Annotated in this window: 19 protein-coding genes; 2 read left to right on the top strand and 17 right to left on the bottom strand. The window is 57.1% G+C overall.

Annotation, left to right across the window (positions count from 1 at the left end; all coding sequences use genetic code 11):
- Positions 1–32 precede the first annotated feature (32 nt).
- The 16 genes from rfbB to ABJK70_RS03045 form a co-directional block, all read right to left on the bottom strand.
- Entirely contained in the window at positions 33–1103 is a 1071-nt protein-coding gene (rfbB, locus tag ABJK70_RS03120) for a dTDP-glucose 4,6-dehydratase (RefSeq protein WP_077728073.1), read from the bottom strand.
- Positions 1100–1909: an ABC transporter permease gene (locus ABJK70_RS03115; RefSeq protein WP_086135241.1), complete on the bottom strand. Its 810-nt coding sequence runs from the start codon at positions 1907–1909 to the stop codon at positions 1100–1102. Before ABJK70_RS03115 ends, rfbB begins: the two co-directional genes overlap by 4 nt.
- Positions 1906–2649: an ABC transporter ATP-binding protein gene (locus ABJK70_RS03110; protein WP_086135242.1), complete on the bottom strand. Its 744-nt coding sequence runs from the start codon at positions 2647–2649 to the stop codon at positions 1906–1908. Before ABJK70_RS03110 ends, ABJK70_RS03115 begins: the two co-directional genes overlap by 4 nt.
- Positions 2650–2652: 3 nt before the next feature.
- A complete protein-coding gene (locus ABJK70_RS03105; protein ID WP_347257393.1) occupies positions 2653–3618 on the bottom strand; it encodes a PQQ-dependent catabolism-associated beta-propeller protein in 966 nt (321 codons plus the stop codon).
- Positions 3619–3658: 40 nt separating this feature from the next.
- Positions 3659–4888: an ABC transporter substrate-binding protein gene (locus tag ABJK70_RS03100; RefSeq protein ID WP_156879544.1), complete on the bottom strand. Its 1230-nt coding sequence runs from the start codon at positions 4886–4888 to the stop codon at positions 3659–3661.
- Positions 4889–4981: 93 nt separating this feature from the next.
- Positions 4982–5839, bottom strand: coding sequence for an RNase adapter RapZ (rapZ, locus tag ABJK70_RS03095; RefSeq protein ID WP_077728078.1), 858 nt, complete (start codon positions 5837–5839; stop codon positions 4982–4984).
- A gap of 60 nt (positions 5840–5899) precedes the next feature.
- Complete coding sequence (gene raiA / locus ABJK70_RS03090; protein WP_077728079.1) at positions 5900–6187, bottom strand: ribosome-associated translation inhibitor RaiA; 288 nt, start codon at positions 6185–6187, stop codon at positions 5900–5902.
- A gap of 30 nt (positions 6188–6217) precedes the next feature.
- The gene (locus ABJK70_RS03085) at positions 6218–7681 is read right to left on the bottom strand and encodes an RNA polymerase factor sigma-54 (protein ID WP_077728080.1); all 1464 of its coding nucleotides are present in this window, start codon (positions 7679–7681) and stop codon (positions 6218–6220) included.
- Positions 7682–7773: 92 nt separating this feature from the next.
- The gene (lptB, locus tag ABJK70_RS03080) at positions 7774–8499 is read right to left on the bottom strand and encodes an LPS export ABC transporter ATP-binding protein (RefSeq protein ID WP_077728081.1); all 726 of its coding nucleotides are present in this window, start codon (positions 8497–8499) and stop codon (positions 7774–7776) included.
- Positions 8500–8502: 3 nt separating this feature from the next.
- The gene (gene lptA / locus ABJK70_RS03075; protein WP_240502362.1) at positions 8503–9204 is read right to left on the bottom strand and encodes a lipopolysaccharide transport periplasmic protein LptA; all 702 of its coding nucleotides are present in this window, start codon (positions 9202–9204) and stop codon (positions 8503–8505) included.
- Positions 9191–9766 (bottom strand): LPS export ABC transporter periplasmic protein LptC, encoded by a 576-nt coding sequence (gene lptC / locus ABJK70_RS03070; protein ID WP_077728082.1) that lies wholly within the window; start codon positions 9764–9766, stop codon positions 9191–9193. The genes lptA and lptC overlap by 14 nt, the downstream gene beginning before the upstream one ends.
- On the bottom strand, positions 9766–10302 hold the full coding sequence (gene kdsC, locus ABJK70_RS03065; RefSeq protein ID WP_077728083.1) for a 3-deoxy-manno-octulosonate-8-phosphatase KdsC: 537 nt from the start codon (positions 10300–10302) through the stop codon (positions 9766–9768). Before kdsC ends, lptC begins: the two co-directional genes overlap by 1 nt.
- Entirely contained in the window at positions 10302–11312 is a 1011-nt protein-coding gene (locus tag ABJK70_RS03060; protein ID WP_077728132.1) for a KpsF/GutQ family sugar-phosphate isomerase, read from the bottom strand. Before ABJK70_RS03060 ends, kdsC begins: the two co-directional genes overlap by 1 nt.
- 118 nt (positions 11313–11430) lie before the next feature.
- A complete protein-coding gene (locus ABJK70_RS03055) occupies positions 11431–11838 on the bottom strand; it encodes a biopolymer transporter ExbD (RefSeq protein WP_077728084.1) in 408 nt (135 codons plus the stop codon).
- Positions 11839–11840: 2 nt separating this feature from the next.
- Positions 11841–12503, bottom strand: coding sequence for a MotA/TolQ/ExbB proton channel family protein (locus ABJK70_RS03050; RefSeq protein WP_077728085.1), 663 nt, complete (start codon positions 12501–12503; stop codon positions 11841–11843).
- Positions 12504–12516: 13 nt separating this feature from the next.
- A complete protein-coding gene (locus ABJK70_RS03045; protein WP_077728086.1) occupies positions 12517–13224 on the bottom strand; it encodes an energy transducer TonB in 708 nt (235 codons plus the stop codon).
- A gap of 558 nt (positions 13225–13782) precedes the next feature.
- Between ABJK70_RS03045 and ABJK70_RS03040 the strand changes: the two genes are divergently transcribed.
- Both ABJK70_RS03040 and ABJK70_RS03035 read left to right on the top strand, forming a co-directional pair.
- The gene (locus ABJK70_RS03040; RefSeq protein WP_077728087.1) at positions 13783–16074 is read left to right on the top strand and encodes a TonB-dependent receptor; all 2292 of its coding nucleotides are present in this window, start codon (positions 13783–13785) and stop codon (positions 16072–16074) included.
- Positions 16075–16218: 144 nt separating this feature from the next.
- Positions 16219–17460 (top strand): sialidase family protein, encoded by a 1242-nt coding sequence (locus ABJK70_RS03035; protein WP_347257392.1) that lies wholly within the window; start codon positions 16219–16221, stop codon positions 17458–17460.
- A gap of 398 nt (positions 17461–17858) precedes the next feature.
- On the opposite strand, the gene ABJK70_RS03030 is transcribed toward ABJK70_RS03035, so the two are convergent.
- Positions 17859–18155 (bottom strand): PepSY domain-containing protein (locus ABJK70_RS03030; protein WP_347257391.1); only part of this gene is annotated, 297 nt, incomplete at its 5' end.

The raw sequence follows: 18155 nt of genomic DNA, 5'->3' as shown, positions 1-18155 counted from the left end.
TGCTGTTTGTTGTCGCCGGCAGACCGCTGCACTCAGGACTTTTCGATTCCCAGGCGTTCTCCCCGGTAACTGCCGTCCATGACCCGCTGGCACCAGTTCTGGTTTTCCAGATACCACTCCACGGTCTTGCGGAGTCCGGTCTCGAAGGTTTCGGCCGGTTCCCATCCCAGATCCCGGCGTATCTTGCCGGCATCGATCGCGTAGCGGAGATCGTGGCCGGGGCGGTCCGTAACGAAAGTGATCAGTTCGCGGTGCGGACGGTATTTGGAATTAGGCAACAATTCATCGAGCAAGCTGCAGATGGTCTCGACGACTTCCAGGTTGGTTTTTTCGTTGTTGCCGCCGATATTGTAGACCTCGCCCGCTTTGCCATCCTCAAGGACTCGTTCGACGGCCCGGCAATGGTCCTCGACGTAAAGCCAGTCGCGCACGTTGGCACCGGTCCCGTAGACCGGCAGCGGCTTGCCGTTCATGGCATTGTGGATCATCAGCGGAATCAGCTTTTCCGGGAATTGGTATGGTCCGTAGTTGTTGGAGCAGTTGGTGGTTAGAGTCGGCATTCCATAAGTGTGGAAGTAGGCTCTGACCAGATGGTCCGACGAGGCCTTCGAAGCCGAGTAGGGCGAGTTTGGTCGGTAAGGGTTTTCCTCGGTGAAGAACCCCTCGGATCCCAGCGTTCCGTAGACCTCGTCGGTGGAGACGTGGAGGAAGCGAAACGCTTTGTGCGCCTTGGGAGAAAGCGACCGCCAATAACGGCGCGCCGCTTCCAGCAATTGGAATGTGCCGAGAATATTGGTCTGAATAAAAGGTTCCGGCGAGTCGATCGAGCGGTCCACGTGGCTTTCCGCGGCGAAATTGACGATGGCGTCCGGCTGATAGCGTTCCAGTAGATAATCCACCAGGCTGCGGTCGCCGATGGAGCCCAAGACAAAGACGTGGGCGGGGTTGTCCTTGATGCTTTCCAGCGTATCCAGATTGCCCGCATAGGTCAGGGCATCCAGGTTGACGACTTGAAGATTCGCCCGGCGCATTTGGCGAAGCACGAAATTTCCCCCGATGAATCCGGCACCTCCGGTTACCAATATTGTTTTCGATTGTGTCATGCGGCTGGTCCACCCTTACGTTGCATCATTCCTCGTGAGGGATTGTATCCGATGATGGCGATGATCAGAAAAACAATCAGCGCCACGGATGTGTAGATACAAGCGTAAAGATTGAACTGACCGTAGAGCGCGAAACGGATGAGTTCCACGGCTTGGGAGAATGGGTTGTACGAGGCGAGAGTGTAGAGGAGTTCGCTGGATTCCTGGATTTTCCACAGCGGATAGAGCGCGGTGGACAGGAAGAACATCGGAAAAATCACGAAGTTCATGACGCCGGCGAAATTCTCAAGTTGCTTGACGAAGGAAGACAGCAGCAGGCCGAGCGCGCCCAGCATCAAACCGGAGAGGACCAGCGCCGGCAACACGCTCAGATAGCCTTCCAAGGGAGCTTGGATGTCGTAAAACCAGGCGATGAGGAGAAAGGTGTACGCCTGCAATACCGCGACCAGAACGCCGGCCAGGAGCTTGTCCACCAGCAAATACCAGCGGGGCAAGGGACACACCAAGAGGGTTTTCATGCTGCCCATCTCGCGGTCGTAAACCATGGAGAGAGAACTCTGCATGCCGTTGAACAGCAGAATCATCCCGAGCAGTCCCGGCGTGATGTAGACCTCGTACAGAATATACGTTTCATAGGGCGGAATGATCGCGACGCCCAAAGTCGAGCGGAAACCGGCAGCGAAGATGAACAGCCAGACCAGGGGACGAACCAGGGCCGAGACGAAGCGTTCGCGCTGGTGCACGAAGCGCAGCAGTTCCCGCGCCATGATGCCGCGCAAGGCGCGGAGGTAGTGCATGAGCCTCATGCGGCCTCCCGCGTCAGCCTGTGGAACGCGTCGCCCACGGTTTCGGCGCTGGCGGTTTTCAATACCTCCGGGATAGAACCGTCGGCCCGAACGGCTCCCTTGTGCAATACGACCAGACGATCGTTTTCGTAGATCTCGTCGATCAGATGAGTGGCCCAGAGCACGGCGATGCCGCTATCGGAACACAGCCGATGCACGTAGTCGACGATGGCCTTACGGCTCGGAACGTCCAGGCCGACCGTGGGTTCGTCCAAGAGCAGTAGCCGGGGCTCATGCAACAAGGCCCGCGCGATTTCGACCCTGCGCCGGTGGCCGCCGTTGAGCTGCCTAACCTTCTCTTTCCGCCGCTCGAACATACCTTGACGCTCCAGTTCTTCCCGGATGCGCGCGTCGGCGCGGCGGCGGCTCAGACCGTGCAGCGAAGCGTGATAGTGAAGGTTTTGCAGCACGGTCAGATCGAGATCCAGGGTCGTTTGCTGAAAAACGACGCCCAGTTGCGCCAGGGCTCGGCTGAATTCTTTCCTGACATCGTGTCCCGCAATAAGGATTCGTCCTTCGCGACTGTCGTACAGCCTTGTGATCAGGGAAAACAGCGTGGTCTTGCCGGCGCCGTTGGGGCCCAGCAAAATGGTGCATTCACCGGGCGCAACGGCAAAGCTCACGCGGTCAAGCGCCTTCTTTTTGCCGTAGGCATAGGAAAGTCCCGCCACGGTCAGGGCAGGTGTGGAATTAAGAGTCATGGTTCAAGGTTTAACGACGAGCCCCCATGGGTAATGGCCCACGGCGACGGACTTCAGAACCTTGTGCTGTTTGAGATCAATGATCGAAATGTCGTTGCTCACGCCGTTGGTGGTATAGAGCCGGGATTGATCCGGCGAAAATTCGAGGTTCCAAACCCGCTGACCGACCAGGAGATAGTCGACGACTTCCAGCTTTTGCGCGTCGATGACGGCGACCCGGTTCGCCGGCCCCAAGGCCACGTACCCGTAACGTCGATCCTTATCGATACGAATGCCGACCGGCTGGATTTTCTCCTGAGTGACGCCGGGAATCTTGAAGCCGATCTTTTTGACCGGCTGTTTGGTGTCGACATCGAATACGGTCAAGGTGCCGGCAATTTCCGAAGTGACCCAGAGCTGCCGGCTGTCGTCGGTGAATGCGCAGGCGCGTGGACGCGGATCGACCAGCGTGTTGTCCACGATGTCGAGACTACTGCGGTCGATCCAGTGAGCCATATTGGTCGTTTCGCTGGTGCTGACCACCCATTTCCCGTCCGGGCTGACCGCGATGCCTTCCGGTTCAACCCCGACCGGAACGGTTTTGACGGCCTTCTTGGAGGCGATCTCGATCACGGTCACCTGATTGTCGTCTTCGTTGGAGACGTACAGGAACCGGCCTTCGGGGTCCCTCGCGAAGGTTTCCGGATCTTCCCCCGAAGGCAGTTTGCCGACCACTTTCAAGCTTTCCGTATCGATGACCTGAATGGTGTTATCGTCGCTGGCCGCGACGTAGAGCCGGCGTTGATCCTTGCTCAGCACGATGCCCCGAGGGCGTTTCCCGATCTTGACGGTTTTTATGAGTTTTCCTTGCGCGGCATCGACCACGGCCAGAGCATTGTCTTTTTCCAAGGTGACGAAGACCGTTTCGCCGAAAGCGGAGCTAGAGGCCATTCCTCCCAGCAAAAGGGCCGACATCATCAGTTTTTTCATCGATTGTTTCCTCTGGTAAGACTGGGATTTATTGCGCGGCTTAGAAGCGGCACTTCGACTCGGGTTCATCGTAACCCAGGGTATCCAATTCGTTCTTGGGATGGAGAAAGCCTTCCACCGGAGCGACGGCTACCATCGACCGTTCGGAAGCGATCAGCACCGGTTGCCGCAATTGGCCGTTCCAGCGTCGGAACGACAAGGGCACGCCCTTGAATCCGGCCAGGGCGAATTCTTCTCCGAGCATAAAGGTTTTCACCTTGTCGAAATCGACCGATTTGGTACGCGTGGCCGACTCGCCGATGGCCCGAACCGCCAGCCACGCACCGTAATCTTCCTCGGTCATCCAGCGGCCGGCTTGATCGCGGAAACGATTTTGCAATTGCAGCGCGCCCCATGCCTCGTGCGTCCGGTGCCAAGCGGTCGCCACCAGCCCTTGAGTGCCGGCGACGGGGCGCGGCTGCCAGGTGCGATAAGGAAGAAAATCGCCGAATAAACCCGATTCGTCGGCGACGATGAGAATGTCATATTCGACGCCCTGGGTGAAAACCGGTACCTCGGATTCCGGCGTGCGGCGTTCGTCGAAGCTGTGTTGCCAGGTCCTTTCCGCAACGATTTTCGCTCCGAAACGCTTGGCAGCGCGTTTAACCGCTTCGGCGTAAAGCTTGTCGCCGTCGTTGGGTCCGGCAGCCAGGAACCACTTGTTCCAGCGCTTCTTCGCCAGGTATTGCCCCAAGGCATCGGCGCGCATCGCTCGGCTGGGCAAAAGGTGGAGTACGTTGGGGCGGCAGGCTTCGCCGCGGAATTCATCGTCCCGGGTGGCGATATCGTATAGCAAAACATTTTTCGATTCGGGCAAAGCCGCCAGTTCGCGGATCTTTGTGGACTCCAGGTTGAGGAGGATGTGTCTATGGCCGTCTGCCAGCAGGGCTTTGAATGCCGCGGCAACATCGCCGTCCGGCGGCACGATGCTTTCACGCAAGCTGAAATTCTGGCGGGTGAAGCGGCCGGTGGTATTGTTGTCCTGAATGCCGAGACGTGCGCCCTGTACCCCTCGGTCGGTGACCGCCTGCTCGAAAAAAGGCAGGACCGGCGGGCTTTGAGGGTCCTGCGCGAGATAAGCGATGGGCAGTTGATCGAGCTTCGCTTCGGCGCTTGCCTTGGGTTGGGATTTCGGCGCCGGCGCCGTTTTCTTGGCTCCGTAGGCCGGCGTGAAGGCCGCCAGAAGGAAGCTGAGAAAAATAAGCGGTAGTGTTTTTGAAATTGAAAGCATGATTCCGCACCGTTCGACCGTGGGAATTATAACGAAACCGGCTGTGGCCCGGAAAAACGCCAGACCCGATGTCCGTGCGGTCCGGCGTCGGGGCTAATTCAAGTCCCTATGCCGAACAAGAATATCGTACGTATCCGAACGGAAGCGCTCTGCCAGCGCTTCCACCAGATAGACCGAACGATGCTGTCCGCCGGTGCATCCGATGGCGGCGGTCAGATAGCTGCGGTCTTCGTCCGCGAACCGGGGTATCCAGCGTTGCAATAGGGCGACGACGTCGTCCAGGTAGCTTTGAACCTCGGTAATGTTTGCGAGAAACTCGATCACTTCCGCGTCTTTACCGGTCTTGCTGCGCAGGCTGGGTTCCCAATGCGGGTTGGGTAGACAGCGCGCATCGAACACGAAGTCCGCGTCGAGCGGAATGCCGTTCTTGTAGCCGAAAGACAGGAAATACAAGGACATCGAATGCTCCTGCTTCGCTCCGAGACGGCCTCTTATCAGTTCACGCAACTGATGTATGTTGGTGTAAGTGGTGTCTACAAGGAGATGGGCGCGACTCGCGACCGGTTCCAGCAGCTTACGCTCCAGTTCGATCGCTTCGCTGAGCGGACGAGCCGAATCGGTTAACGGATGCTTGCGGCGGGTCTCGCTGAAACGCTTGAGTAGAGTGTCGGTCTCCGCCTGTAGAAAGAGAATCTGACACTCTATCCCGAACCTGTCGGCCAGTTCCAAAGTCAGGGGAAACTGGTCCAGACTCGCGCTCTGATTTCGGGCATCGATGCTGATCGCGGTTTTCCGGAACGCTCCCGGGTTGCTGATCACGGCTTGCCGTATAAAAGATTCGAACAGCGAGACCGGCAGGTTATCGATGCAGTAGTAACCGGAATCCTCTAGAGTTTCCAGCGCGATACTCTTGCCCGACCCGGATAAACCGCTGACGATGACGAGTTTCATGGCGACGTTTTGCTCACGCCTATATCAGCCGAAAAAACGAATGTGCTGTGGGGCGAGTGATCAGTGCTCTTGAACTTTTTCTTTATGTTTGACGACTTGTCGATCGAGCTTGTCGACCATGCCGTCAATGGCGGCATACAGATCCTCGCTTTCCTCCTGAGCGAACAAGCTGGCGCCGTTGACTTGCACCGTCGCTTCCGCTTTTTGAGCCAGTTTTTGCACTTCGAGCACCACGTGCACATTTACGATCTTGTCGAAATGACGTTCGATCCGCTGCATTTTTTCCATGACGTAATTTCTCAGGGCTTCGGTTACGTCGATGTGATGGCCGGTGATGCTGATTTGCATGATGATCTCCCTAGTTTTGGATGATTGTTATCAAAAAACACGTTTTCTTTCGTTGGACGGCGGAATAGCCATGGCTTCCCTATATTTGGCGATGGTGCGGCGCGCCACGTTGATGCCCCGTCCCTTCAGCATGGCTGCGATCGTGTGGTCGCTCAGAGGCTTCAGCGGATCTTCGCCTTCGATGATTTCTTTCAAATATGCTTTGATGGCGGTTGCCGAACATTCTCCGCCGGCATTCGTCGAGACATGACTGGAGAAGAAGTACTTGAATTCGAAGACGCCATTCGGCGTGTGGATATATTTCTGCGTTGTAACCCTGGAAATGGTGGATTCGTGCATTCCCACTTCTTCGGCGATGTCTCGCAAAACGAGCGGTTTCATGGCCGTCTCGCCGTATTCCAAAAAGTCTTTCTGGCGTTCGACGATGCAGCGAGCCACTTTCAGCAGGGTGTCGTTCCGGCTTTGCAGACTTTTGATGAACCAGCGCGCTTCCTGCAGATGGTTCTTCATGGTGACGTTGTCCGCGCTGTTGTCGGCGCGCTTGATCATGCCCGAATAAAACGGATTGACGCGCAGCTTGGGCGAAATTTCGGGGTTGAGAGCGACGATCCAATCGTTTCCCTGCTTGACCACGAACACATCGGGAATCACGTACTGAGATTCCGAGGCAGAGATCTTGCGGCCGGGTTTGGGTTCCAAAGTACGGATCAAAGCCACCACGTGGTTCAGATCCTCTTCGGACAGCTCCAGCGTGCGTCTGAGCTTGGCCAGATCTTTCTTGGCCAGGAGCTCCAGATGCCGGGTCACCAGCGTGAACGCCTCCTTTTTCCACGGAGTGTCATCGGGCAGCTGATTCAATTGGATCGCCAGGCAATTCGCGAGGTCCGGCGCGGCCACTCCGGGCGGATCGAAATTCTGAACCCGATGCAGAACGGCCGTCACTTCCTCGATCTCCAAGCCGTTGATTTGATTGACGAGGCCCTGATGGATGTCTTCCACGCTGACCGTCAGATAGCCGTCGTCATCGATAGCGTCGATAATCGCCGTGGCGATGGCGTAGTCCTGTTCGCTGAACGTCGTCAGCTCCATCTGCCAGTGCAGGTAATCCTGCAAGGACTGGGCCGGCGCCCGCTGAAAAATGAAATCGTCGCTGTCCGAATCTGAGGCCGCGACGGAGTAGCTCTGAAAACTGTCGTACACCTCGTCCCATGAGGTATCGACCGGTAATTCCTGGGGGATATCGGTTTGGGCGTCGAGATTCGACAACTCCTTGAATTCCGGCTCGCTGGACGGGGCAGGGGTTTCTACCGAGTCATGAAACTCCCCGTGGCTGCCTTCGTCTTCCGCCACTTCGAGCATCATGTTCGAGTCCAGCGCCTGTTGTATTTCCTGCTGTAAATCCAGGCTTGACAACTGCAGCAGCTTGATAGCCTGTTGCAATTGGGGGGTCATGGTCAGCTGCTGACCCAACCGGAGTTGCAGAGTTTGCTTCATGAAGCTTTACGTCCAGAAATGCGCGTTGGCAGTGTGAGAGTGAAAAATCAGAACCATTCTAGTGCACAGGTACTAACCATGAAAGGGACTGTCTAAAGGGAAAAATGTTCGCCCAGATAAACTTGGCGTACTTCCTTGTTTTGTACTATGTCTTGCGCCGTGCCTTCTGCGATCACGACGCCTCCGCTGAGGATATAGGCGCGGTTGCATATTCCGAGCGTCTCGCGCACGTTATGTTCGGTAATGAGAATACCGATGCCGCGGTCTCTCAGGTGCTCGATGATCTTTTGGATGTCGATGATCGAGATCGGATCGACCCCCGCGAACGGTTCGTCCAACAGCATGAACTGCGGCTCGCAGGCCAGGGCCCGCGCGATTTCCACTCTTCGGCGCTCTCCGCCCGAGAGTCCCAGGGCGGGCTGGTTGCGCAGATGGCCGATACTGAATTCCTCGAGAAGCTCCTCGATCACCAGTTCTCGCTGTCCGTTGGTCAATCCTTTGCGCAATTCCAATACCGCCCGCAAATTGTCGGCTACGGTCAACTTCCGGAAGATCGAAGGCTCCTGCGGCAGATAGCCTACGCCGAGTTGCGCCCTGGCATGCATGGGGAGATTCGTGATGTTGTGTTCGTCGAGGTAGATTGTACCGCTATCCGGACGTATTACCCCCACGATCATGTAAAAACTGGTGGTTTTTCCGGCCCCGTTGGGCCCCAGCAAGCCTACGACTTCTCCGCTGTGGATTTGCAGCGAGACACCGTTGACGACATTGCGCTTGTTGTAGCGTTTGAGTAGATCGGTAGCAACTAGAATCGCCATCGCTTATTCGGATTTCTCTTTCGGCTGCATTTTTACATGTACGCGTTTGCTGCCGGTGGTGGGGCTGCCGGCCTTGAATAAACCGTTTTTGGTGTCGTACTCGATGATGTCGCTGGCGGTCGAATTCTGTCCCTGCCAGACCAATGCCTTGTCGTAGAGGATCAGTATTCCGGTATCCGGAAAATAATCGGCACGTTGCGAGGTCCCGTGAATGTCTTCCTTGCCGCCTTCCGGGGTTTGTTTCAGCCGGGTGGGATTTCCGGTAACGATAATTTTCTCGGTCTGGCCGCCTTTCTGATAAACGGTCATTTGGTCGCCTTGAACATCGAGGCTGCCTTGAGTGGCTTTCACATCACCGGTGTATACGGTTTGGCCGGTCTTTTCATCGTAAGTCGCCGTGTTGGCTTCGATATAAATCGGCTGCTTCGAGTCGCTGTCCAATGCGAACGTGTTCTCAGCGGCGAATAAAAACCATAAGGCGATCAGCAGGGTTGAAATAAAACCGACGATCCTTTCAGGGAACGCTTGCTGAATACGTATTGGAAGGGTCATTCCGGTGCTCCAATCGCAAACGGCCTGGCCGGGAGCGCCGGCCAGCCCCTTCCCGAAGACGCCGTTTGCGATTGGATAAAAACGGTAGGTCTCGCATCCGGGGCTGTCGCTCGGATCTACCGAGTTGCAGCCGCGGCTCTTAGGGGAATTCATGCTTTCTTCGTACATTGGAAAGAATCGTGACTTTTAAATCATCGCCGAAGTGAACTCGTGCGCCATTGCCGGTCAGTTCGTCCGGCGGACTCAGTACCTGTATGAACTCGTCGGTTTCGGCGTAGTTGTTGTCCGGTTGGACTCTGGCGTTCTGGGTGACGATTTTCAGCGTACGGCCGTTTTCGTCCCGCTCGCGCAGAATAAGGACGTTTCCGTTCAAAAATATGGTATCGCTTTCGCCCGGCATGAGGGCGTTATCGGAATGAATGACCCACGGCGGTCCGTCTTTTCCGTAGAGCGTCAGAACCGGCTGTACCAATTCGGTACGGTCTTGATCCACATAATGGGTAAGGTTTACGGCAAACAGCAGTTGCTTCGGTTTGCCGTTTTCGTCCATCAGCGTACGACTCAGGTTTTTTGAATAATAATCGATCGTTCCGTGGGTTCTCGGTCCGGCAGATTCTTCGGCCGGCATAAAAACGCCGGCAAGCCACCAGGTAAACAATGCCAGGGTGGCCAATCCCAGATAGGTTACCAGCGATCTCAGAGCAAAAATGCTCATCAGAAATGACTCTCGATAACGCCTTGCAAGGTGCCTTGGGCTTTCATAACGAGATCGCAGACTTCCCGTGCGGCGCCCGCTCCGCCGGGACTGGGCGTAACCCAGTGGGCATGCTGTCGAATGCTGAAGTGGGCGTCCGCTACCGCCACCGCCAGTCCGACTCGGCGCATGATCGGCAGATCCAGGAGATCGTCGCCGACATGGGCGATTTCATCGGGAGCCAGCGCCAGCTCATTGCGAAGATGCTCGAACGCGTCCAGTTTGTCTTGGTACCCCTGATAGACATGACGAATGCCGAGGCTCTCCATGCGCAGCGCCACCGACTGCGAACGCCGACCGGAAATCACTGCCGTCGCTACGCCCGTCCCCTGAAGCAACTTGATGCCATGACCGTCGCGGGCATGAAAGCTTTTGTATTCCTGGCCTTGCTGGTCGAAAAAAAGCCGGCCGTCGGTCAGAACGCCGTCCACATCGAAAATGACCAGGCGGATGCCGGCCGCGCGAGCCAGCACGTCTTGAGGCGCATGCTCGGGCATCAAACCACCCCGGCTCTCAGCAAATCGTGCATATTGAGTGCGCCGATCAGCCTGTTCTCCTCGTCGACGACCAAGAGAGCGCTGATCCGCTTTTCCTCCATGATGCGTACCGATTCCGCGGCTAACAGTTCGGCCGAAACTTTGGTGCAATATTGTGTCATGGCTTCATTGATCGGCGTGGTGTGAATATCGCCGGCCTTTTCGAACAATCGCCGGAGGTCGCCGTCGGTAAAAATTCCGAGCACTCGATAGTCGCTATCGACGATAGCGGTCATTCCGAGCTTTTTCGCCGTCATTTCCAGAACCGCGTCGCGTACCAGGGCCGTTTCCGGCACCGCCGGAATTTCCGGGCCGGTGTGCATGACGTCCTGCACCCGGGTTAACAGTCGCCGTCCGAGACTCCCTCCCGGATGCGCGAATGCAAAATCCTCCCGGGTGAATCCTCGCGCTTCCAACAATGCGACGGCCAAAGCATCTCCCATCGCCAGCGTCGCGGTCGTGCTCGATGTGGGGGCCAGACCGAGCGGGCAGGCTTCTTCCTTTACGGATGTGTCGATATGCACCAGCGATTGCCTGGCCAGCGTGGATTTGGGGTTGCCCGTCATGCCGATCAAAGGAACGTCGAGTCGTTTGATCAGGTGCAAGATGGCCAAAATCTCGGGGGTTTCCCCCGAATTCGACAAGGCCAGAACGACATCGTGCGCCGTGATCATGCCGAAATCGCCATGGCTGGCTTCTCCGGGGTGCACGAAGAAGGCAGGCGTACCGGTACTCGCCAAAGTGGCGGCGATCTTGCCGCCGATGTGGCCGGATTTTCCCATTCCGGTCACCGCGATCCGGCCCTTGCAGGCCAGTATGAGTTTGCAGGCCGCCGCGAAATGACCGTCGATGCGCCCCATCAAGGCGGCTACCGCCTCGGCCTCGGTCCGTACGACCTTGAGTCCGGCCCGGCACAGGCTGTCTTCATCGTAGGTCGTGGCGAGTGTGGTGCGCTGTAAGCTCGACGTCATGCGTGTGAACTGCTCAAAATGAAGCAATTATGCCATGAATATTGCATACCGATTTCGGGTTTTCCAAGAGCCTGGATATTCGCGATGGGAATGGAGGCATTTGGTGCCGCAAAAGCGGTCACTCCCGGGTGACAAACGCGAGCTTGGTAATGCCTGCCTTGTGAGCGACGGCCATGGCTTCCGCGACCCGACCGTAGGGAACGGCGGTGTCGGCCTGGAACTGCACGATCAGTTCCGGATCGGCCTGTTGCAGATCGCGCAGAAGCTGCTCCATGGCTTCCAGCGGTTGCGGCTGATCGTTCAAGGTGATCTGACCCTGGGCGTCGATGGCGATGGTGGCGAGGTGCTTGTCGGGGGCGGGGTCGGTTTTTTCGGTCTTCGGCAAATCGACTTTCACCGCCTGGGTCAGCAGCGGTGCGGTGACGATGAACACGACCAGCAATACCAGCATGACGTCGACCAGCGGCGTCACGTTGATTTCGCTCATGGCCTCCCGATCGGAAGACGAATCGGTTTTGAATCCCATGGTTACTCGCTCCCGTCGGCTTTAAGGCCTGTCTTCACGGCGAGATTAAGGAAGTCGGTGGCAAAATATTCGAGGTCCGCTTCGCATAGCTTGATGCGTCTCAAAAAGAAATTGTAAGCCAATACCGCCGGAATGGCCGCTGCGATGCCGATTGCCGTGGCGACCAGTGCTTCGCCGATCGGGCCGGCGACCACATCCAGGCTGGCCGATTTGGCCTCGCCGATGTCCTGCAAAGCGTGCATGATGCCCCATACCGTGCCGAACAGCCCGACGAAGGGCGACGTGCTGCCGATGCTGGCCAACATGGACAGCCCTTGTTCCAGATCCTTGCGTTCTCGGCTGATCTGTTGGCGCAGGGACCGTTCCAGAATCGACTCGATGTCGCCGCTCCACTCGAGCATGCGCGAGGTTTTGCTGCGCATGTCCTTGAGAACGCCGAATCCTGCTCCTGCGATGCGGCCCAAGGCACTCGCCGAATGTTCCAGACCCGAGGCAGTGGCGAGATCCGGCGCCGCCCAGAAGTCTTTGCTGTAGCCGCGATTTCGCTGGCCGATATTCCAGAGCGTCCAGCTCTTGAAAAAGATGATGCTCCAAGTAATGACGGAAAATCCGATCAGCACCCCTAAGGTGATCTGAACGATATCGGTAGAAGAGATCTGAATCATGCGATAGCCTTTTTCATCGTTTTAGTTTGTATTCAATCGGGACGATAACCCAACTGACCACGGCCCGGTCGCCCCTGCGCGCGGGGATAAAGCGCCAGTTCTTGACCTGATCCACGGTCGCGTCGTCCAGAATCTCGTGGCCGCTGCTGCCTTCGATTTTGATCTCGCCCGCCGAGCCGTTCGGCATGACTTGAACGCGCAAGGTGACCTTGCCTTCCCAGCGTCTTTCCAACGCGACACGTGGGTAACGCGTCGGCGGATTGTTCAGGCCCGGCGCCTTGTAAGAGGCTTCGACGAATGGCGCAGGGGCTGGTGCGGCCGGCTTGCCCTGGGTCGACGCGGTCGGGACAGTGGCCGGCGCGCTGGGCGTCGGAGTTTCAGAGGGCTCGGGTGCCGGTGTCGGCCGAGCCACCGGTTTAGGCTTGGGCTTGGGTTTAGGTTTGTCCGGTTTTTTCGGTGCGGGTTTTTCCGGTTTGGGCTCGGGTTTGGGCGGCGGCTGTTGTACCTGCGGTTGGGGCGGCTCGGGACTGGCTTCGGGCTGTGCCGCGACAAGCGAGACTTCCAGCAGTTGCGGTGGAGTTTCCGCCGGTTCCCGGTCTACCGGGGCGGCGAGCCAGGCGGCCCAAACCGCGGCATGCAGTGCCGCTGCGGCAGCGATCGAGAAAGCGGTCTCCAGCCACGAGCGACATCCTTGCTTGGTGTCGGCGGACATCGAAGTCATATACAGATGTGCGAGTGATGGTTCGGTAGAAATTGGAGGGTACAACTCAAATTGAGAATAATAACGAGAATTTTTACTGTGTAAGCATTTTACATACGGATTTTAATCCCAAACGTCTAAATACCGGTGCTATGACCATCTATTCTTAGCAAATATCGGTCCATATCAAGTTGAGTGGAGCGCTGCTCGCCAAATCTAGGCTGTCGGTACAAATGAGCTCATCGCGCATGCCCGATTGTGTGATATGACGCAATCCGGATATCCCATCTTGGGTTTCACGGAGACTCCGTTCCTGGACAGCATCGCGTTGTGGCGGCGTATTTTATAGATCGTTGAAAATAAATGCTAAATGAAAATTGCTCATGTTCGTTTCCGGTGGGGAAGAGCGATTTGGCGGAAAGCGATATCGGTATTTGACACATCGAGGTGTGGCATATCACGCAGTTCTTGCCTGTCGGCAGCGTGCATGGCCGCTGTGGACCGGATGGTTGCTGACGAAAAGGAGTGGCACGAATTTTCCTATTAAAAGGCTCGGTCTTAATAAAAGAAAAAATAAATATGAAGATGCAGGAGGATGTATTGATATCGCCATTTCGTGTTGGGATGGCGGTTTTCAGTCTGAATTTATTGTTTTCCGGATTCGCTGTCGCCGATCATACCGAAGAACATCGTTTGCAGACGATCGAAGTGACGGCCCCCGAAGAAACCGGGGAATCGCTGACAACGCCCAGCGCGGAAACGGCCAAGTACAAGCTTTCCCAGGTTCCGGGCGCAACCACCTTCATCCATTCCGAAGAGTACCGCAGCCGTCCGACGCCGGGTGGCGTGGCCGATGTCCTGAGTTATTCGCCGGGTGTTTTTTCTCAAAGCCGATACGGCAATTCCGAAACCCGCATTCTGGTGCGCGGCGCCGGAACTTCGCTGACTTTCGGTTCGGCGGGGCTGCGCTATCTGCGCGACGGCCTGCCGCTCACCGGAACCGACGGCTTTACCAATCCGGAGCTTCTGGAGCCGATGAACGCGCTTTACACCGAGGTTTATCGCGGCTCCAACGCCCTGCAATACGGTTCGGCCTTCTTGGGCGGTGCGGTGAACTTCGTCTCGCGCAACGGCCGCAATACGCCGGGCATTCATACGACCTTCGTCACCGGTTCGCACGATTACTACCGTCCCCAACTGATGGTCGGCGGCGTGCTGAACGAGGATCTGGATTATTTCGTTTCTTATACCGGGACCTACAACAATAGTTTCCGGGACCATAGCGAAGAGGATATTTCCAGAGGCTACGCCAATTTCGGTTACCGCTGGAACGAGGATCAGGAAACCCGCGTGCATCTGTTCGCCAGCAAGAACCAGCTGCAGCTGCCGGGGTCTCTTTCGTTCGAGCAGTATTATGATGACCCTTACCAAGCCCAGAATGGTCTATCGCCGGGATCGTTCTTCAATAAATTCGAAACCCTCGACGTTCAACGTAACCTCGAGACCTTGCGCGGCGATGTCCGGCATACCATCAAGTTCACGCCAGATGACGTGCTGACGGTGGGGGCTTGGTACGAAAATCGTCGGCTGTGGCACCCCTTATCGCCTTTTAATTCTTTCAACCGAAACTCGCCTTGCCGGGGAACGCCGGATTCGGAGGGCATCGTGACGATCAATAATCCCGCGTGCGGCGGTCTTCTGATCGACTACGGCAATTTGGCGGGCTCGTTCAACCGCAACCGGCAGCAGGACGCCGGCCTCAGTTGGCGTTTCACTCACGACGGATCGCTGTTCGGTTCGCGTAACAGCTTCGTGCTGGGCGGCTTCTTCGGCTGGGGCAAGTCCTACGGCACGGTGGACAACACCCTGCCGGGCGCGGAGATCGGCACCAAGCTGAATAACGCCAAGAGCGAGGCCTTCAACATCGAAATCTTCGGGGAAGATCGTTTCGCATTGACCTCCAGCCTGGATCTCGTGGTGGGCGGTCAATTCATTCATGCCAAGCGGCGCAGCCTGACCGATTTCTTCGTGCCCACGTCACAGATCGGCAACGCCTTCGAGACGGATGCGTCTCGCTGGTACACCGCCTTCAGTCCCAAGGTCGGGCTGCTTTGGCAGGCGACCGAGAAGCAACAGTTCTTCGCCAATTTCAGCCGCAGTTACGAGCCGCCGACCAATACCCAATTGGCGTTCCGGGATCCGCGGCTGAATCAAACAAGCAGCGAATCTGCTCTTGATGCGCAGGAGGGGACGACGATCGAAGTGGGGACCCGCGGCGAGGCAGGCGTCTTCAATTGGGACCTCGCCGTCTACCATTCCTGGATCAACAACGAGATTCTCTCCACGCTGCTGCCCGGTCAGACTCAGACGAGCACCAATAATGCCGACAAGACCACACATACGGGCGTCGAAGTCGGTACGGGCGCTCTCATTCCTTTGGATTTGATGGGGGATGATCTGCTGCGCGTGCGATTGACCTATACCTATCAGCGATTCCTGTACGACAACGATTCCGCCTACGGCGACAATTACATTCCGGGGGCGCCCAATCATTTCGGCGGCGCGGAAGCCGTGTACGAACATCCCTCCGGTTTCTACATCGGCCCGAATATCCGCATGACCAGCAATTATTACGTGGACTACGCCAACACCCTCAAGGCGCCTGCTTATACCTTGTTTGGCGCCCGTGCCGGCTATAAGAATACGTTCAATAAACTCGGCTATCACGTGTTTGTCGAAGGACGTAACCTCACGGACGAAAAATGGGTCGCCAGCACGAGCGTGGCTGATAGGGCAACTCGGAGCGGGACCGCTATCCTGAATCCCGGTTTCGACCGCACGATCTTCGGGGGCATCTCGATAGATTACTGATTGCTTGGCAACCAGCGGCGGAGGAGGCCCTGCTTCTCGCCCGCCGTTTTTCCACCCGAGGTCCCTCCAGGGCGCCTAGCCCGACAGGGATTTCTCGGTTATTTTCCGTTTGAGGTTGTGTTAACCCGGAAAAGGTGAAGATTGATGAATGTTTTTTGCAGATTGGTCGGCTTGCCGGCGTTGGCCCTGGTCAGCCAATTCGTCTGGGCCGGGCACGGGAGCGCCCCGTCCTCCTCTCAACCCGCTTATTGCAAGGATTCGGCGGCCGCTCCGACACCAAAATGCGCGCGGACGCCCAGCGTGGTATACGATGCCGACGGTCGGTTATGGCTTTCATGGGTCCAGCAAGGGCGAATTTACGTCCAGTCCTCGAAGGACGGCGGCAAGACCTTGAGCAAGCCGGTGGCCGTCAATCGCGAGCCGGAAAACGTTTTGGCTCACGGCGAGAGCCGACCCAAGATCGCGATCGGCCCAAAAGGCGAGATTTATCTCACCTGGACGCAAGGTTTGGAAAAACGTTTCAGCAGCTATATCCGCTTCGCCCGCTCCGTGGATGGCGGCAAGACGTTCTCCAAGCCGGTCACGGTTAACGACAACCTGGACATCATCGGCCATTCTTTCGACAGTCTGGCGATCAGCCGCGACGGCAAGATCTTCATTGCCTGGCTGGACGCGAGGGATGTCGAAGCCGCGAAGGCCAAGAACCAGCCGTATAACGGTTCTTCTCTCTATTACACCTGGTCCGACGACGGCGGCAAGAGCTTCAAGCCGAATGTCAAGGCGGCCGATTACACCTGTCAGTGCTGCCGGCTGCAGGCCGCCATCGACATCGACGGCTTGCCGCTCATCGTCTGGCGCAACGTCTATCCCGAGAATATCCGCGACCATGCGCTGCTCAAATTCGCCGATTGGGACAAGCCGGGCCGGCCGGTTCGGGTGACGCATGAAAACTGGCACATAGAAGGTTGTCCCCACCACGGGCCGGGGCTGTCGATCGCCAGGGATGGACGCTATCACTTGACCTGGTATAGCGCCGCGCCCGACGCGACGGGTTTGTTTTATGCCTATTCCGACGATGTCGGCTCGCACTTTACCCAACCGATCAAGTTCGGGAATCCGGCGGCCATGCCGGCCCATCCGCACGTCTTGAGCGTGGGGCGGCGGGTGGATTTGGTTTGGCTGGAGTTCGACGGCAAGAACAATCAGCTCAAGACCATGCGCTCGACCGACGGCGGAGCGAATTGGACCGAACCGCGCGTTCTGGCCGAAACCGAAAGCGGGGCTGACAACCCTTTCCTGCACGCCAACGGCGACCGGGTTTATGTGTCCTGGGCTACGGAAAAGGACGGGCTCAAGGTGATTGCGCTCGATGGGGCCGGCCGCTAGAACATTTTCATACCTGCTGTGCGGGTACTCGCGAGTGCGGTTGGGCCAATGGGGTCGTCGGCAAAGGATTGCCGACCTACAAATGCTCTACCCATCATCTACGAATCTTTTGATGCGTCATGGCAACCGGGATTTCGTAGGATGGGTTAGGCGCACGTCGATATAAGTTGGCCGTCGATTAGAGCATTTTTCGATTCGGTGTAAGGGATCCCGATATGTAGGTCGGCAATCCTTTGCCGACGTACCGGCTCAGCAAAGGGCTTTGTCGGCAAGGGATTGCCGACCTACACTCTTCCTTCCCGACACGAATCCGTACACCGACATGAAAAACGCTCTAATGCGCTGCGAGTGCGCCGTAACCCATCAAAGCGACGTGCCAAGGGAGTCCTCGTCGAACCTCAATCCAGATAGCGCCGCTTGCCCCATTGGGCGAGGCGCATCAATCGCACCAGAGCCCACCCTGCCAAGATGCGGACAAAGCGGAGAAGGTCCGCCGACTGGCGCAAAAAAGCGCTCCAGGCGAGTTCCAGCTTAGGCCGAAGTGTCGAAAGATCGATCTCCCTATCCGCGATCGAACCGCGCCGGTGCAGCCAGTGCAATAGGCCGGTTACATAAAGCACGAGCGGCATCAGGCCGACACAGAACCAGACGAAGCGGCCCGTCGCGCCGAAAGCCTCGCCGGTGTGCCAGGGCCA

This window comes from Methylocaldum sp. (assembly GCF_039794385.1).
Classification (GTDB): Bacteria; Pseudomonadota; Gammaproteobacteria; order Methylococcales; family Methylococcaceae; genus Methylocaldum.
This window is presented reverse-complemented; position numbering and strand designations above follow the sequence as displayed.

Bases quoted from the DNA above. Each gene is read 5' to 3' on its own strand.
- ABJK70_RS03035 (WP_347257392.1), top strand. From the start codon at position 16,219: ATGAATGTTTTTTGCAGATTGGTCGGCTTGCCGGCGTTGGCCCTGGTC.
- kdsC (WP_077728083.1), bottom strand. From the start codon at position 10,302: ATGCCCGAGCATGCGCCTCAAGACGTGCTGGCTCGCGCGGCCGGCATC.
- lptA (WP_240502362.1), bottom strand. From the start codon at position 9,204: ATGAATTCCCCTAAGAGCCGCGGCTGCAACTCGGTAGATCCGAGCGAC.
- raiA (WP_077728079.1), bottom strand. From the start codon at position 6,187: ATGCAAATCAGCATCACCGGCCATCACATCGACGTAACCGAAGCCCTG.
- rapZ (WP_077728078.1), bottom strand. From the start codon at position 5,839: ATGAAACTCGTCATCGTCAGCGGTTTATCCGGGTCGGGCAAGAGTATC.
- ABJK70_RS03055 (WP_077728084.1), bottom strand. From the start codon at position 11,838: ATGGGATTCAAAACCGATTCGTCTTCCGATCGGGAGGCCATGAGCGAA.
- ABJK70_RS03110 (WP_086135242.1), bottom strand. From the start codon at position 2,649: ATGACTCTTAATTCCACACCTGCCCTGACCGTGGCGGGACTTTCCTAT.
- rfbB (WP_077728073.1), bottom strand. From the start codon at position 1,103: ATGACACAATCGAAAACAATATTGGTAACCGGAGGTGCCGGATTCATC.
- ABJK70_RS03115 (WP_086135241.1), bottom strand. From the start codon at position 1,909: ATGAGGCTCATGCACTACCTCCGCGCCTTGCGCGGCATCATGGCGCGG.
- lptC (WP_077728082.1), bottom strand. From the start codon at position 9,766: ATGAGCATTTTTGCTCTGAGATCGCTGGTAACCTATCTGGGATTGGCC.
- ABJK70_RS03040 (WP_077728087.1), top strand. From the start codon at position 13,783: ATGAAGATGCAGGAGGATGTATTGATATCGCCATTTCGTGTTGGGATG.
- ABJK70_RS03100 (WP_156879544.1), bottom strand. From the start codon at position 4,888: ATGCTTTCAATTTCAAAAACACTACCGCTTATTTTTCTCAGCTTCCTT.
- ABJK70_RS03085 (WP_077728080.1), bottom strand. From the start codon at position 7,681: ATGAAGCAAACTCTGCAACTCCGGTTGGGTCAGCAGCTGACCATGACC.
- ABJK70_RS03060 (WP_077728132.1), bottom strand. From the start codon at position 11,312: ATGACGTCGAGCTTACAGCGCACCACACTCGCCACGACCTACGATGAA.
- lptB (WP_077728081.1), bottom strand. From the start codon at position 8,499: ATGGCGATTCTAGTTGCTACCGATCTACTCAAACGCTACAACAAGCGC.
- ABJK70_RS03105 (WP_347257393.1), bottom strand. From the start codon at position 3,618: ATGAAAAAACTGATGATGTCGGCCCTTTTGCTGGGAGGAATGGCCTCT.
- ABJK70_RS03050 (WP_077728085.1), bottom strand. From the start codon at position 12,503: ATGATTCAGATCTCTTCTACCGATATCGTTCAGATCACCTTAGGGGTG.
- ABJK70_RS03045 (WP_077728086.1), bottom strand. From the start codon at position 13,224: ATGACTTCGATGTCCGCCGACACCAAGCAAGGATGTCGCTCGTGGCTG.